The 13,542-nt window shown below is 59.8% G+C and carries 12 protein-coding genes and 1 pseudogene; 7 read left to right on the top strand and 6 right to left on the bottom strand.

Annotated elements, in window-relative coordinates:
• Nucleotides 1-227: 227 nt before the first annotated feature.
• The 5 genes and pseudogenes from RX972_RS29400 to pilG all read right to left on the bottom strand — a co-directional run.
• A pseudogene (locus RX972_RS29400) lies at nucleotides 228-2,750 on the bottom strand (Hpt domain-containing protein); the annotation flags it as partial.
• Between the two features lie 249 nt (nucleotides 2,751-2,999).
• Nucleotides 3,000-5,042 (bottom strand): methyl-accepting chemotaxis protein, encoded by a 2,043-nt coding sequence (locus RX972_RS03705; RefSeq protein ID WP_027898391.1) that lies wholly within the window; start codon nucleotides 5,040-5,042, stop codon nucleotides 3,000-3,002.
• A gap of 72 nt (nucleotides 5,043-5,114) precedes the next feature.
• The gene (locus RX972_RS03700) at nucleotides 5,115-5,654 is read right to left on the bottom strand and encodes a chemotaxis protein CheW (protein WP_122395406.1); all 540 of its coding nucleotides are present in this window, start codon (nucleotides 5,652-5,654) and stop codon (nucleotides 5,115-5,117) included.
• 12 nt (nucleotides 5,655-5,666) lie between these two features.
• Entirely contained in the window at nucleotides 5,667-6,032 is a 366-nt protein-coding gene (gene pilH / locus RX972_RS03695) for a twitching motility response regulator PilH (protein ID WP_027898389.1), read from the bottom strand.
• A 49-nt stretch (nucleotides 6,033-6,081) separates the two neighbouring features.
• Nucleotides 6,082-6,492 (bottom strand): twitching motility response regulator PilG, encoded by a 411-nt coding sequence (gene pilG / locus RX972_RS03690; protein ID WP_027898388.1) that lies wholly within the window; start codon nucleotides 6,490-6,492, stop codon nucleotides 6,082-6,084.
• A 259-nt stretch (nucleotides 6,493-6,751) separates the two neighbouring features.
• Here pilG and gshB point away from each other — a divergent pair, with 259 nt between their 5' ends.
• The 7 genes from gshB (at nucleotide 6,752) to RX972_RS03655 (ending at nucleotide 12,798) form a co-directional block, all read left to right on the top strand.
• Nucleotides 6,752-7,705 carry a glutathione synthase gene (gshB, locus tag RX972_RS03685; RefSeq protein WP_316872587.1) on the top strand — a complete coding sequence of 318 codons (954 nt, stop codon included), beginning with the start codon at nucleotides 6,752-6,754 and terminating at the stop codon, nucleotides 7,703-7,705.
• A gap of 201 nt (nucleotides 7,706-7,906) precedes the next feature.
• On the top strand, nucleotides 7,907-8,800 hold the full coding sequence (locus RX972_RS03680; RefSeq protein WP_027898386.1) for an energy transducer TonB: 894 nt from the start codon (nucleotides 7,907-7,909) through the stop codon (nucleotides 8,798-8,800).
• Between the two features lie 76 nt (nucleotides 8,801-8,876).
• Complete coding sequence (locus tag RX972_RS03675) at nucleotides 8,877-9,446, top strand: YqgE/AlgH family protein (protein ID WP_027898385.1); 570 nt, start codon at nucleotides 8,877-8,879, stop codon at nucleotides 9,444-9,446.
• A complete protein-coding gene (gene ruvX, locus RX972_RS03670; protein WP_027898384.1) occupies nucleotides 9,446-9,889 on the top strand; it encodes a Holliday junction resolvase RuvX in 444 nt (147 codons plus the stop codon). Before RX972_RS03675 ends, ruvX begins: the two co-directional genes overlap by 1 nt.
• 99 nt (nucleotides 9,890-9,988) lie before the next feature.
• Nucleotides 9,989-10,501 (top strand): bifunctional pyr operon transcriptional regulator/uracil phosphoribosyltransferase PyrR, encoded by a 513-nt coding sequence (gene pyrR, locus RX972_RS03665; RefSeq protein WP_099268513.1) that lies wholly within the window; start codon nucleotides 9,989-9,991, stop codon nucleotides 10,499-10,501.
• Nucleotides 10,502-10,525: 24 nt separating this feature from the next.
• Nucleotides 10,526-11,530, top strand: a complete 1,005-nt coding sequence (locus RX972_RS03660; protein ID WP_027898382.1) for an aspartate carbamoyltransferase catalytic subunit — start codon at nucleotides 10,526-10,528, stop codon at nucleotides 11,528-11,530.
• Nucleotides 11,527-12,798 carry a dihydroorotase gene (locus tag RX972_RS03655; RefSeq protein ID WP_316872586.1) on the top strand — a complete coding sequence of 424 codons (1,272 nt, stop codon included), beginning with the start codon at nucleotides 11,527-11,529 and terminating at the stop codon, nucleotides 12,796-12,798. Before RX972_RS03660 ends, RX972_RS03655 begins: the two co-directional genes overlap by 4 nt.
• Nucleotides 12,799-12,969: 171 nt before the next feature.
• Here RX972_RS03655 and RX972_RS03650 read toward each other — a convergent pair whose 3' ends face one another.
• Nucleotides 12,970-13,389, bottom strand: coding sequence for an NINE protein (locus tag RX972_RS03650; protein ID WP_231675345.1), 420 nt, complete (start codon nucleotides 13,387-13,389; stop codon nucleotides 12,970-12,972).
• Nucleotides 13,390-13,542: the final 153 nt, after the last annotated feature.

Here is a 13,542-nt window from a genome sequence, read left to right as displayed (position 1 = left end):
GGATTGCGCTTGACCCGCAGACCGTTGTTCGACGCACTCAACACCGCTGCCAGTCGCTCTTGCAGCAAGGTCTGGGCGGCGTCGATCAGAGCCGCCGCACCGGAAATCGGCCCCAACGGATCGCTCGACAGCTGCGCCAGGCCCATCAGAAGCAGCGGTTCGGCCTGGTGTAACAACTCAAGTTCGGCCTGCCCCAATGCCAGCATGTGCGCTTTGTACTCACGCACCAGTTGATCCAGCGGACTGGTCAGTTCCGCAATCGGCAACACACCGGCCATGGAGGCGCTGCCTTTTAGGGTGTGCAGCGCCCGCAGCAGGTCGTCGCTGATGGCAGGCTCTGGATCATTGGCGCAGCTCTTCAGAAAACGCTTGAGACTGTCCAGATGACTCAGGGCTTCCTGGCGGAAGATTTCCAGCAGTTGCGGGTCGAGCTCGTCGGTTTCGTTTTCGCTATCGGCGGCGACGTCGAAGGTCAGCAACCCTTGTCCTCTGGCCAGGGCATGCGCCTGGGCAGCGAGGCGGTCCACATCGTTGCGCTGACGCTGCGCGCCTTGAGCAAAATCCTTGAGGACTGCTGGCAGCAGTTCCAGCACTTCGTTGAGCAGTTGCTGAACGTGCTCGTCGGGTTTGACACTGTTTTCCAGTATCCGGTTGAGCAGGTTTTCCACTGCCCACGCCAGCTCGCCAAGGATCAATGCACGAACCATCCGCCCACTGCCCTTGAGGGTGTGGAAAGCGCGGCGCACTTCGGTCAGCGCGGTGGTGTTGCTGCGCGCATCATTGAGGGAGCCAATCCATTGCGGCAGGTATTCGCGCAGGGCGGCGAGGACTTCTTCGGCTTCCTCAAGAAAGACTTCCAGTAACTCGTCGTCCACCGCTTCTTCATCGGCAGGCGGCGGCAACAGGCTATCTGGGGTATGAAGCGCCGGCGGGTTCACGCCAGACATTGGACTGGCCAGCACATCGGCGATGGTTTGCGTCGGGCTGACCAAGGCGTTGCGCGCTTCCAGCTCAAGAATCTCGTCCTGGCTGATGACCTCGTCCAGCACCGGTACGTCGAGGGTATCCGACGCGGGCGTGTAGCCCAGTCGAGCCAGGCTTTCCTGCGCCATGTCGAGCACCTGTTCGCCCGGCGCCTCATGGTCTTCGCCCATGCGCTCCAGGTAATACTCGATGCCGGTAATGGTGTCAGCAAGGCTGTCGAGCTGCGTCCAGGCCGGACGGGTTTCGTCGATCAGCAGGTGTTCAAGAATGTAGTCATTGCAGGCCGCCAGCAGACTGGCTGCACGGGCCAGCGGAATCATCGCCAGCGCGCCGCGCACTTGAACCAGCAACGCAGACAGTGGCTTCAGGCGCTCGCGATCCCATTCACCATCGATGTAATCAATGATCACATCCTTGGCTTGCTGCAGCACGACCCGGGCTTCACGGATGACTAACTGATGAATCTGCGTCAGGTCAGTGGTGGGCAGGCGACTCTCTTCGCGATTGGCGGCTTGCTCGACCGGGCCGACCATTCCGGCCAGCGTTGCCTCGACATAGAGCAACGCCCCGGCCACATCCATCAATGCGGCGTCACTCGGCTCGCGCTGGCCCTGCGCCAAACCCTGCACCACGGCCAACTGATCAATGATGACTTTACGCGGCTGACCGAAGCCCAGCACCGCCAGTGTGTCGGCGATCTGCCGCAGCGGCGGTAACAGGCTGTTGAGTTCGCTGACCGACTTGCGATCACCGCGTACAAACACATCCAGCCGCTCTTTGACCCGCACCAGCTCTTCGCACAAGGCGCTGATCACCGAGCGCATCGCGTCGCGATCAGGTCCGAGGCTCGTCCGTTGCTGGCTGGGTGGCGTGGTGTCGGGCAGCGCTTCGTCCAGGCCGTACTGGTCCTTCAGATCAACCATTCGTGGCGCCAGGCTGTCGGACTTGGCGATGTAGAACAACAGGCTTTTGAGCAACTCATCCGGCGCAGGCTGGTTGATCCCCGCAACGCCCTGCTCCAGCAGGCGTTTGAGTTCTTTGTCGGCATCCTTGAACAGGCTGCGCAATGCCGGGCTGTTTGTGAAATTGCCATTGAGCATGGTCTCCACCAATGCCGACGCAATCTGCCACAGCGGCCCCAATGGCGCGTTGTCGCACAGCTGTTCGAGACGCGCGAAGACTTTGCCCATGTAGCCGAGCTGAGTCTTTACGTCCTGCTCACGCAACAGGCCGACCAGCGCAGTCTGCAGGGTCTGGCGTAATTTGCGCAGCAGCGCGGGTAACTCGGGGTTGTCGCGCTGTTCAAGAGTTTGCGCATCCAGCGGTGCAACACTGACCAGTTGCGGCGCGAACAGGCTGGTCTCCGACAACAGGCTTTCACCCCGGGCACTGCGCAAGTCGTTGAGCAGCGGCAAGACCACCAGCGGCAGATCGCGCCGGGCAGAATGAATACGGTCCAGATACGCAGGCAGTTGCGTCATGGCCTGAGTCAGCAACTGCTCGGCCTCGGCACGCTCCGCCACGCGATCCTGCTGCAAGGCGAGCGCCAGTTGTTCGACTTCCTCGGCCAGCAACGCTGCACCGTAGAATTCGATCATTTGCAGGCTGCCGTGCACCTGGTGCACGCAATCCAGGCACTCGTCCATCGCCTCCGTATGGCCGGGGTCGACGATGAATACTTCGAGGGCCTGGCGAGCCTGCTTGAGGGTTTCAGCGATTTCGCCTTTCACCCATTCCAGCGCTACATAGTCGTGCCGATCAGCCATGACGACTCCAATACCCAGCTTGATTGCTTATACCGAAGTTGAACCCGAACCCGTAGACGCTCACCGAGGGATAAACCGACCCTGTGGGAGCGGTGCTTGCCCGCGATAAACGATAACGCGGTATGTCGTCTAACTGCGTCTCATGCATCGCGGGCAAGCACCGCTCCCACAGAGATCGCATTCCAACCTGAATGTTTGTGTCGACCGGACCTTCTCTGCAGGAGAGCTGAGCTGTACGTTTTTTGAACATCACCCACGGTCCTTCGATGACGGCAAGGTGAAGCCTGAAACCGAGCGACGCATCGCGCTGGCCATCTTCGCCAGGTTACCCATGCTGCGCGCCGTGGCGGCGGTACCTGAGGTGGTCTGCGAGGTGGTTTGCTGAATAACCGTCATGGTCTGGGATATCTGCAGACCCAGTTCTGACTGCTGCTGGGCCGCGTTGGTGATGCTCTGGATCAGCGCGGCAAGGATTTTTGAAACGCCTTCGATCTCTTCTAGCGCCACTCCGGCGTCCTGCGCAAGGCGCGCCCCCCGCACCACTTCGGTGGTGGTCTGCTCCATGGAGATCACCGCCTCGTTGGTGTCGTTCTGAATCGCCCGCACCAGCGTTTCAATCTGCTTGGTCGCTGAGGACGAACGTTCAGCCAGGCGCTGCACTTCGTCAGCCACCACCGCAAAACCGCGCCCGGCGTCACCGGCCATCGACGCCTGAATCGCAGCGTTCAAGGCGAGGATGTTGGTCTGGTCAGCAATGTCGTCAATCAGGCTGACAATATCGCCGATTTCCTGAGAAGACTCACCAAGACGCTTGATTCGCTTGGACGTGTCCTGAATCTGCTCGCGAATGTTGTCCATGCCGTTGATGGTGTTGTGCACCACCTCATTGCCTTTGTTGGCAATGGCCACGGAGCGCTCGGCCACCGACCAGGACTCATGGGCGTTGGCCGAGACCAGATCGATAGACCCGGTCATGCGGTTGATCGCGTTGGACGCCGCAGCGATCTGCAACGCCTGATGCTCGGACGCCGCAGCCAGTTGCGTGGCGGTGCCCTGGGTGTCCTTCACCGCACCGAACACTTGCTCGGCAGTGAGGTTGATGGTCGCTACCAGCTCGCGCAACTGGTCGATGGAATAGTTTATGGAGTCAGCAATTGCCCCGGTGAAATCCTCCGTCACCGACGCGGCCACGGTCAGATCGCCGTCAGCAAGGTTTTCGATTTCATCGAGCAGACGCATGATCGCGTTCTGGTTGCGCTCGCTTTTCTCGGCGGTCTCGCGAAGCTGACGATTGGTCTCACGCACCATGACCAGGCCAATGAGGATGATCGACATCAAGGCCAACAGGCCCAGCACGTAACCGCCAATGGTGTTCGATGAGCGCGCACTGGCCAGATGCTCCAGCCGGTTGGCGAGCACAGAGGTTTCGTCTAGCAGGGTTTGTGACGTGTTGAAGATGTTGCCTGCAGACTCGCGCACCTCGAACAGCTCAGGCGATGTTTCGAGAATCTCATCCACCGAACCGGAAACGAACTGGAACAACTCGGCGATCTCGGCCAAACGCGCTCGGGCGGCCGGGTCGTCGACCTGTGCGATGCGCAAGCTCACGTTGCCGTCGAGCATGCCGCTGAGCACTTGGCCGAACTGACTGGCGTCACGACCGAAAGCGTCGGCGGCCTGAACCGCGGTGTCATCCCCCGCCAGCACCTTGTTGACCGAACCAAGAATCCGCTCAGCCAACAAAGACTGACGCTGGGCAACTGCGACCTGGCTGGCTGGCGCGCGGTTTTGCAGCAGGATATCGACGACTTTTTCGTACTCGACCTGCAATTGCGGGATGGTTTCGGCCAGGGTCGCAGCCACTTGATGCAACGACAGCACGGTCTGCTCGTTGGCCAGAATCACGTCGGAGTTTCTACGCAGGGCTTCCCAGTCGGCCTGCACCGTCTGCAACTCGTCGCGGACGTCCTGTGGCGCGGGTGGCAAACCGGTGTTTTTGTCGCCCTTGCGCAGATAGCCCCAACGCATGTCAAAGTCGTTGCGGGCATCGGCGAGCAATTTGAAGGCTTGCGGTTTACCCGCGGCGGCCTCGGAGGCGTTCTTGGCAATGCGCTGAGACAACACGCGCAGCTCGCCTGCGTGACCGATGTATTGCTTGTCGTAATTCGACTGCGTGTTGAGGTAAGCGAAATTGACGAACAGCAACACGATGAAAATGATCAGCGCGACGAACAGCACGACGATTTGCGAACGGCTGCGTAGGCCTTCCAATGATCTGCCTGTCTTACTCATGTCCCACCTGGACCGAATGCGATGTTTATCGCGCAAGCAAAAAAGGCCAGCGTTGCTGGCCTGCCCAATACGTTACAACGCTACGTCCATGAAGCCCGGTGACTGCGCCAGCGCCCATGGACTGAACACTAGCCAGGCCTGATCGCGCAGAAACTGCCCTCGAATGAACGGCGTAATGTCGTCATCCATGTCGGCCGCCTGCCGGGGCATTAGGCTGATCTGGCTGAAATGCTGCAAGCCGAGAACCTCATCAACCAACAAACCGGCGAATACATCCTGGTGCTCAACCACCAGTACCCGCCGCTCTTTACGCAGGGGTGACAGTTCATGGCCGAAAAAGCTGCACAGATCCATGATGGGTAACAGCTTGCCACGCAGATTGGCCACACCGCGCACCCAGGGTTTTACGCCGGGCAGCGCTGCGTAGCGTGGCTCATGAAGGATTTCGCTGACTTCCCCCATGGGCGCCACATAGCAACGCTCGCCCATGCGAAAGCCGATACCGCTCCAGTCCTGCTGGCGGGTTTCCTGAAACGGCAGGCCCGCCGCCAGCGTTCGACAACGTTGATCGATGTCGAACAGCAGCTGGAAAGCGGTTTGAGACTCAGCCATGACGAACCGGCGTCAGCCGGCGAGTACCGCGTTCAGGGTTTTCATCAGGGTCTCTTCGTCCACCGGCTTGGTCAGGTAATCACGCGCGCCCTGACGTTTGCCCCAGACCTTGTCGGTTTCCTGATCCTTGGTGGTGATGATGATCACCGGGATCATGCTGGTGTCCGCGTCCTTGGTCAGTTGGCGGGTGGCCTGGAAACCATTGAGGCCGGGCATGACGATGTCCATCAGCACGGCGTCAGGCTTTTCCTGACGCGCCAGGGCAACGCCGTCGGCACCGTTTTCGGCCTTGAGGACTTCATGACCGTGCTTTTCCAGCATGCCGGTCAATTTGTACATTTCAGTCGGCGAGTCATCGACGATCAGAATTCGAGCCATGGTGTTCCCCATAAGGATGAATGCCCGCTGCCCTTGTGGGCAGCAGGCGTCACGAAACTTGTTGTTCCACTGCAACGAACCCCGGCACATGCGCCTTGATCGCGCTGAGCAGCTCTTCCTTGCTAAACGGTTTGGTCAAAAACTGATCAGAGCCGACGATTCGTCCCTTGGCCTTGTCGAACAGGCCATCCTTGGACGAGAGCATGATCACCGGCGTCGATTTGAACGCCCGGTTGTTTTTGATCAACGCGCAGGTCTGATAGCCATCCAGACGCGGCATCATGATGTCGACGAAGATGATGCGCGGATGATTGTCGGCGATCTTGGCCAGCGCATCGAATCCGTCAATTGCGGTAATGACCTCGCAACCGACATTTCTCAGCAGCGTTTCGGCGGTGCGACGAATCGTCTTCGAATCATCGATGACCATGACTTTCAGTGCTGATGAATGCTGTTCCATATCTGCTCTTCCATCGCCGCGGCGTAATTATGCGTGTTCAGCCCGGCACGGGAGCCTGATCGTACTGCCAGCTCCTGATTTACAGGGGCTGAAGGCCAAATGCCAAATTCAGGCGCCGAGCCTTTTTAGCACACTCTCCAGACTCAATCCATAAAGCCGGCCGCCACGTGCTTGCCTCTTGACCCGGAGCAAGCGGAGCGCCACCCTGACGCCTATTTCAAGGCCGACGCGGCCGTTATCGATCAGAGGATATTTGCCCATGAGCGTTCGCCTAGGGATTGTCATGGACCCGATTGAGCGCATCTCCTATAAAAAGGACAGCTCACTGGCCATGCTGCTTGCCGCTCAGGAACGCGGCTGGTCGCTGTTCTACATGGAGCAGCAGGACCTGTATCAGAACGCTGGCCAGGCCCGCGCCCGCATGAAACCGCTGAAAGTTTTTGCCGACCCGGCCAAATGGTTCGAGTTCGGTACCGAAGTGGACAGCGGTCTGGATGATCTGGATGTGATCCTGATGCGCAAGGATCCGCCATTCGACATGGAATTCGTCTACGCCACTTATCTGCTGGAGCAGGCCGAGCGTGCTGGCGTGCTGATCGTGAACAAGCCGCAGAGCCTGCGCGACTGCAACGAAAAGCTGTTCGCCACACAGTTCCCGCACCTGACGCCACCGACTTTGGTCAGCCGTCGTGCAGACATCCTGCGCGAGTTTGCCGCTGAGCACGGCGATGTGATCCTCAAGCCGTTGGACGGCATGGGCGGCGCGTCGATCTTCCGCCATCGCGTGGGCGATCCGAACCTGTCGGTGATCCTCGAAACCCTGACTGCACACGGCACCCAGCAAATCATGGCGCAGGGCTACTTGCCTGCGATCAAGGACGGCGACAAACGCATTCTGATGGTGGACGGCGAACCTGTCCCGTATTGCCTGGCACGTATCCCGGCGGCCGGGGAAACCCGCGGCAATCTGGCAGCAGGTGGTCGTGGCGAAGCACGTCCGCTGACGGATAAGGATCGCTACATCGCTGAACAGATCGGCCCTACCCTGCGTGAAAAAGGCCTGATCTTCGTCGGCCTGGACGTGATCGGCGAGCATCTGACCGAAATCAACGTCACCAGCCCGACCTGCATTCGTGAAATCGACAATGCATTCGGTACTAATATTGGCGGGATGTTGATGGATGTGATCGAGAAGAAGCTGAACGCTCGGTAACTCAGAGCCCGATCCCTTGTGGGAGCTGGGCTTGCCCGCGATAAGGCTGGACGCGATAGACCTGATATCTGTGTCGTACTTATCGCGGGCAAGCCCAGCTCCCACAGGGTTATATGTGTTCCCACAGAAGTCCGCATTTCAATCTGGGCTATCATGCGCAGCCAACGATTTTGAAATACCCCAAGAGACGCTAACCCGCTGATGACTGCTGTCGATCTCCCATACGAACTTACCCAATCAGGCGTGCGCCCGGCGGATCGTCTGGGCTTTACCCTGCTGATTGCGGCGTTGATACACGTGGCGATCATCCTTGGCGTGGGTTTCACTTACGTCAAACCGGAACAGATCAGCCAGACGCTGGAAATCACCCTCGCCACGTTCAAAAGTGACACCAAGCCCAAACAGGCCGACTTTCTGGCTCAAGACAATCAGGAAGGCAGCGGCACCCTGGACAAGGCGGAAATCCCCAAGACCACCGAGCTTGCGCCGTTCCAGGACACCAAGATCAATAAAGTGACACCGCCTCCAGCCGCAAAACCTGTGCAAAAACAGGAGTCGGCGAAAACCGTGGTCGCCACCAAGGCCAAAACGCCTGAAAAGACTGTGGCCAAGCGTGAAGAGGTCAAACCGGACCCAACGCCAAAGGCCGCCCCGGAATTCGACAGTTCGCAACTGAGCAGTGAAATCGCCAGCCTCGAAGCCGAGCTCTCCAACGAACAACAGCTGTACGCCAAGCGACCAAAGATCCACCGCCTCAATGCCGCGTCGACCATGCGCGACAAAGGCGCCTGGTACAAAGACGACTGGCGCAAGAAAGTCGAGCGCGTCGGCAACCTGAATTACCCGGAAGAAGCACGCCGCAAGCAGATCTACGGCAATTTGCGCCTGATGGTCTCGATCAATCGCGACGGCTCGCTGTACGAAATACTCGTGCTGGAGTCCTCAGGACAACCCTTGCTGGATCAGGCTGCACAGCGAATCGTGCGTCTGGCGGCGCCATTTGCGCCGTTCACCGGCGATCTGGCTGACATCGACCGGCTTGAAATCATCCGGACATGGAAATTCGCCCGGGGTGACAAGCTTTCCAGTAACTGATGGCTCCTTCACAAACCTGCGGACCTGTCAGAACTGCCAGTTGTCAGGCCCGCCGCGCGACGCCACACTAGGGCTCATGAAAAACGTATCTGCGAGTTATCTCAAGCATCAATTCCTGATCGCCATGCCGCACATGGTGGACCCGAACTTTGCGCAGACGCTGACTTACATCGTCGAGCACAACGCCAACGGAGCCATGGGGCTGGTCATCAACCGACCGCAAAGCCTCACGCTGGCGGATGTCCTTGAACAATTGCGCCCCGAGCTCCCCGCTCCCGTGCGTTGCCAGGAAATAGCGATACACACCGGCGGTCCGGTTCAGACCGACCGCGGTTTCGTGCTGCACCCCCGCGGGCAGGTCTTTCAGGCCACCGTCGAGCTCGGCGACCTGGCGCTTTCCACTTCTCAGGATGTGCTGTTTTCCATCGCAGACGGCTACGGCCCTGATCAAAATGTGATCACTCTGGGTTACGCCGGATGGGATGCAGGCCAACTGGAAGCTGAAATGGCTGCCAATGCCTGGCTAACCTGCCCGTTCGATCCTGCCATTCTCTTTGACGTCGACAGTGACCAGCGTCGGGATGCCGCCGCCGCGCGCCTGGGCGTAAACCTGAACCTGCTCACCAGCCAGGCAGGCCACGCCTGATGCCCGCACTGCGCTTACTACTGGGTTTCGATTACGGCACCAAACAGATCGGCGTTGCGGTGGGCCAGGTGATTACCGGTCAAGCCCGCGACCTGTGCACCCTCAAGGCCCAGCAAGGCGTGCCGGACTGGAGCCAGATCGAAGCATTGATCCGCGAATGGAAACCCGACGCCATCGTCGTCGGCCTGCCGCTGAACATGGATGGCACGCCCAGCGACATGAGCGTCAAGGCCGAGAAGTTTTCCCGTCGGATCAACGGTCGCTTCAATCTGCCGGTTTATACCCATGACGAACGCCTGACGACTTTCGAGGCCAAGGGCGAGCGCATGAGTCGTGGCGGTCAGCGCGGTAGCAGTTACAAAGACAACCCGGTCGATGCGATCGCCGCCATGCTCCTGTTGCAGGGCTGGATGGACGCAAACGCCGAGTTGTTCAGTGCCTGACACAATTAGCCTGTATAGGGCTTAGCGGTAACAATCTGAATTTTCGTTTCCGCCTGAGCCAGGCCTTGCCGCGGCTCGGGTACTTTCAGGAGCAACTTCATGAACCTGCCGAACCCCGCCGAACTGATTCGTCAGATGGCCACTGACCTGAACGCGCACCTCAACAAGCGCGGTGTCAGCGAACCTCGTTTCATCGGCATTCGCACTGGCGGCGTATGGGTCGCGCAGGAATTGCTCAAGACAATGGGTCGCGACGAACCGATGGGCACACTGGACGTTTCCTTCTACCGCGACGACTTCAGCCAGAACGGCCTGCACCCACAAGTGCGCCCTTCCGAGCTGCCGTTCGAAATCGAAGGCCAGCACTTGGTGCTGATCGATGACGTACTGATGAGCGGCCGCACGATTCGCGCCGCGCTCAACGAACTGTTCGACTACGGCCGCCCGGCCAGCGTGACGCTGGTGTGCCTGCTGGACCTGGACGCTGGCGAACTGCCGATCAGCCCGGACGTGGTTGGCGCGACGTTGACGCTGGCCGCCAACGAGCGGGTCAAGCTGAGCGGTCCTGCGCCGCTGGCCCTCGAAATTCAAGACCTGTCCACCGCCCTTTAACCGCCCTTGAAAGAGTCCTTTGCGATGACGCCCCTCGACGCCAAGCGCCCGCTGCAGCTCAACCATCAAGGTCAGCTGCGCCATTTCCTGTCACTCGACGGCTTGCCTCGCGAGCTGCTCACTGAAATTCTCGACACCGCTGACTCCTTTCTGGAAGTCGGCGCCCGGGCGGTGAAAAAAGTCCCGCTGCTGCGCGGCAAGACGGTGTGCAACGTGTTCTTCGAGAACTCCACGCGCACCCGCACCACCTTTGAACTAGCGGCACAGCGGTTGTCGGCGGACGTGATCACTCTCAACGTGTCCACGTCCTCGACCAGCAAGGGCGAGACACTGTTCGACACCCTGCGCAACCTTGAGGCCATGGCTGCCGACATGTTCGTCGTGCGGCATGGCGACTCGGGCGCGGCGCATTTCATTGCCGAGCATGTCTGCCCGGAAGTGGCGATCATCAACGGCGGCGACGGCCGTCACGCGCACCCGACCCAAGGCATGCTCGACATGCTGACGATTCGTCGGCACAAAGGCGGCTTCGAAAACCTGTCAGTAGCCATCGTCGGCGACATCCTGCACTCGCGGGTGGCGCGCTCGAACATGATCGCCCTCAAAGCACTGGGCTGCCCGGACATCCGCGTGATCGGGCCGAAAACTCTGCTGCCGGTCGGCGTCGAGCAATACGGCGTGAAGGTTTACACCGACCTGAACGAAGGCCTGAAAGACGTCGACGTGGTGATCATGCTGCGCCTGCAACGCGAACGCATGCAGGGCGGCCTGTTGCCGAGCGAGGGCGAGTTCTATCGCCTGTTCGGCCTGACCACCGCACGTTTGGCCGGTGCCAAACCGGATTGCATCGTCATGCACCCAGGCCCGATCAACCGCGGCGTGGAAATCGAATCGGCAGTGGCCGACGGCGCGCATTCGGTGATCCTCAATCAAGTGACCTACGGCATCGCGGTGCGCATGGCTGTGCTGTCCATGGCCATGAGCGGACAGACCGCGCAACGACAATTCGAACAGGAGAACGCCCAGTGAAGCTCAGCATCCTCGGCGCTCGCGTCATCGACCCCAACAGCGGTCTGGACCAAATTACCGACCTGCACCTGGAAGCCTGCAAGATTCTCGCAATCGGCGCTGCGCCAGCCGGTTTCGAACCTGTGCAGACCATCGACGCCACCGGTCTGATCGCCGCTCCCGGCCTTGTCGACCTGAACGTCGCCCTGCGCGAGCCGGGTTACAGCCGCAAAGGCACAATTGCCAGCGAGACCCGCGCCGCTGCAGCCGGTGGCGTGACCAGCCTGTGCTGCCCGCCGCGCACAAAACCGATTCTGGACACCTCGGCCGTTGCCGAGCTGATCCTGGACCGCGCTCGCGAAGCCGGGCACAGCAAGGTGTTCCCGATTGGCGCCCTCAGCAAGGGCCTGGAAGGCGAACAACTGGCTGAACTGGTCGCGTTGCGCGATGTGGGCTGCGTCGCCTTCGGCAACGGCCTGGAGAGCTTTCGCAACACCCGCACCCTGTGCCGTGCGCTTGAGTACGCGGCAACGTTCGATCTGACGGTTATTTTCAACTCTCAGGACCGCGACCTGGCCGACGGCGGCCTGGCGCACGAAGGCCCGACTGCCAGCTTCCTGGGTCTGGCAGGCATTCCTGAGACCGCTGAAACCGTGGCGTTGGCCCGCGACCTGTTACTGGTCGAGCAAAGCGGCGTGCGCGCGCACTTCAGCCAACTGACCAGTGCTCGCGGCGCAGCGCTGATCGCGCAGGCGCAGGCGCGCGGCTTGAAGGTCACGGCTGACGTGGCGCTGTATCAGTTGATTCTGACCGACGAAGCGCTGATCGATTTCTCCAGCCTGTATCACGTACAACCGCCACTGCGTACCCGCGCGGATCGAGACGGCCTGCTTGAAGCCGTCAAATCGGGGGTTATCAGCGCAATCTCAAGCCATCACCAGCCACACGAGCGCGACGCCAAGCTGGCACCGTTCGGCGCGACCGAACCGGGCATCAGCAGCGTCGAATTGCTGCTGCCATTGGCGATGACACTGGTTGAGGATGGTCTGCTGGACCTGCCCACACTGATCGCCCGCCTGAGCAGCGGCCCGGCAGCAGCATTGCGCCTGCCAGCAGGGCAACTGAGCGCCGGCTCGCCCGCCGATATCGTGCTGTTCGACCCAGCGGCCTCGACCGTTGCCGGTGAGAAGTGGTTATCCAAAGGTGAAAACTGCCCATTCCTCGGCCACTGCCTGCCGAGCGCAGTGAGGTACACCCTGGTGGATGGCCGGATTACGCACACGGGATAAAAGAAGGTACCCCCTGTGGGAGCGAATTCATTCGCGAATACGGTTGTGCAAACGACAGATCTCTATCGACTGTACCGACCCATTCGCGAATGAATTCGCTCCCACAAGGATGATGCCCGGCACAACAGCTGAGTAACACCTCAATCCTGTAGGGGGCAGCGCCATCGCTAATCACCCGCGCTGTGCATTCTTGATCGAAATCTGATCATTCAGCGTCCACAGGTCATACAGCACGCCCACCAGAAACAGCCCGCCCGTGAAAAGGTAGATGAACCCGGTGATCCACTTGCCCTGATACATGCGGTGCACGCCGAGCACATTGAGAAACGCCAGCAGCAACCAGGCCACGTTGTAGTCAATGGAACCTGAGGTGAAACGCAGGTCGGCTTCGCGGTCCATGCCGGGAATCAGGAGCAAGTCGATCAGCCAGCCAATGCCCAGCAAGCCCAAAGTGAAAAACCAGATCGTGCCCGTTACTGGCTTGCCGTAATAGAAGCGATGAGCGCCGGTGAACCCAACAATCCACAGCAGGTAACCTACCAATTTGCTGTGGGTGTCCTGGCGCTGTGGATCATGTTGATAGGTGTTCATTTGGACCTCTTTTGCGCTGATAGAAAAAAATATGTGTAAAGCGTGTGACTTTTTTACGGTTGTCCGACGTATGGCAGGAACCTCTGGCGCTTATAACAAACCCTTGTAACACAAGGGATTCACCCATGTTTTGAGAGAGTTTGTCGCGAAATC

This window comes from Pseudomonas syringae group sp. J309-1, from assembly GCF_032582135.1.
In the GTDB taxonomy this organism is placed as follows: domain Bacteria; phylum Pseudomonadota; class Gammaproteobacteria; order Pseudomonadales; family Pseudomonadaceae; genus Aquipseudomonas; species Aquipseudomonas quasicaspiana.
Note: the sequence above shows the minus strand (reverse complement) of the source record. Positions and strands in the feature narration are given on the sequence as shown.

Bases quoted from the DNA above. Each gene is read 5' to 3' on its own strand.
- RX972_RS03680 (WP_027898386.1), top strand. From the start codon at position 7,907: ATGACTGCTGTCGATCTCCCATACGAACTTACCCAATCAGGCGTGCGC.
- gshB (WP_316872587.1), top strand. From the start codon at position 6,752: ATGAGCGTTCGCCTAGGGATTGTCATGGACCCGATTGAGCGCATCTCC.
- RX972_RS03675 (WP_027898385.1), top strand. From the start codon at position 8,877: ATGAAAAACGTATCTGCGAGTTATCTCAAGCATCAATTCCTGATCGCC.
- pyrR (WP_099268513.1), top strand. From the start codon at position 9,989: ATGAACCTGCCGAACCCCGCCGAACTGATTCGTCAGATGGCCACTGAC.
- RX972_RS03650 (WP_231675345.1), bottom strand. From the start codon at position 13,389: ATGAACACCTATCAACATGATCCACAGCGCCAGGACACCCACAGCAAA.
- pilH (WP_027898389.1), bottom strand. From the start codon at position 6,032: ATGGCTCGAATTCTGATCGTCGATGACTCGCCGACTGAAATGTACAAA.
- ruvX (WP_027898384.1), top strand. From the start codon at position 9,446: ATGCCCGCACTGCGCTTACTACTGGGTTTCGATTACGGCACCAAACAG.
- RX972_RS03660 (WP_027898382.1), top strand. From the start codon at position 10,526: ATGACGCCCCTCGACGCCAAGCGCCCGCTGCAGCTCAACCATCAAGGT.
- RX972_RS03700 (WP_122395406.1), bottom strand. From the start codon at position 5,654: ATGGCTGAGTCTCAAACCGCTTTCCAGCTGCTGTTCGACATCGATCAA.
- pilG (WP_027898388.1), bottom strand. From the start codon at position 6,492: ATGGAACAGCATTCATCAGCACTGAAAGTCATGGTCATCGATGATTCG.
- RX972_RS03705 (WP_027898391.1), bottom strand. From the start codon at position 5,042: ATGAGTAAGACAGGCAGATCATTGGAAGGCCTACGCAGCCGTTCGCAA.